General features: G+C 73.5%; 2 protein-coding genes. Both read right to left on the reverse strand.

The window, feature by feature from the left end:
* Nucleotides 1-216 (reverse strand): hypothetical protein (locus MXD58_RS27945; RefSeq protein WP_250611166.1); only part of this gene is annotated, 216 nt, incomplete at its 3' end.
* Nucleotides 217-623: 407 nt separating this feature from the next.
* Nucleotides 624-1,229 (reverse strand): hypothetical protein (locus MXD58_RS27950; RefSeq protein WP_250611168.1); only part of this gene is annotated, 606 nt, incomplete at its 5' end.

Genomic DNA, 1,229 nt, shown 5'->3' on the forward strand with positions numbered 1-1,229 from the left:
TGCCAGGCCCGGTGGGTCCCCGCGCGGCCCGCGGGCGGGATCGGCCCGACCCTCGACGCCGGGCTTGCCCGGCATCGGACCGTCGCCGGACGGCGCGCGTGGCCGGCCCCGACGGCCGTCGGGGCCGCGGCGGCTGCCCGTCCCGAGGTCCGGTGTGCGACGGACTCTGCTGGGCTCGGCCGCGCTGCTGATGCTCGCCGTGACCGGTGCCGCCATGACGGACAACGGCGGTAACGCCCGGCCGGGCGGTTCCGTCGCGGTGCCGACGGTTTCGTCGGTGGTGGCGCCGGGTCAGCCGGCCGGCGGTTCCCTCCGGTTGATCCCGATGTTCACGCCGGTGCGAGTTTCGCTGCGGCGATGACACCCGACCGATCGTCTTCGCCCGTTCTCGTCGGCTGAACGCCGCGGAAGTCTTTGTGGTGTGCGGGCACCGGCCCGTTCAGGCCGGGCCGGCGCTCGATCCTGCTCCGGGGGTGCCCCCAGGTGGGGCCCCACCGTCCGGGTGTCCGTCCGATCAGGTTTTCCCGGTGATGTGCCTGTGGCCGAACGTTGATACTCGATACCGAAGAAGCCTTTTTCTGACTGTTCTGGCGTAGAGGTCTCCTCTGCTGTGATCTGAGGCTTTACCGTGTTACCCGCTCGGAGTCGTCGCGAGTCTCCTGGGTGGAACCGGATGCCGGCGTTCCACCGGGTCGCGACGATTCGGGTCGGGAGGTCGTGTGGATGGCAGCGCCCACGAGGCGGCGGTCGCAGGTGTTGATCAGTTCGAGGTGCCGGTAAGACCTCGGCGCCTCGAACGATCCGCCCCGGTCGCCACCGCGTCCGGGCCGCCGGCCCAGGCCCGCGGTCCCTCCGGCAGCGTGCGCGGCCCCGCCGGTCGATCGGCGAACGATCCGGGCGATGGCGATGGCGATGGCGATGGTCCGGTCCCGCGGGATCGTGCTGATCCCGCGGGTGTGCCGGTTCCCCAGCGGCCGGTGGGCGACGATGGTCAGGGCCGGGCGGACCGCGCCGACTCCCCGGTCGTCCCGGGCCGGAGGGACGCGGCGGCCGGCGATGATCAGGATCCGGTTGACCGCGTGGGCGAACGGCGTCGCGGTGGCTTCTCCCGCGGCGAGGTGACCATCCCAACGGCGTCGCGACCCGCCAACCCGCCCAGCTCGTTCGTTCCGCCGCCGCCACCACCGTCGCGGCCCGCGCCGGCCGACGAGCCCGCCACCACCGCGGGC

It is taken from the genome of Frankia sp. AgKG'84/4, from assembly GCF_023242965.2.
Classification (GTDB): domain Bacteria; phylum Actinomycetota; class Actinomycetes; order Frankiales; family Frankiaceae; genus Frankia.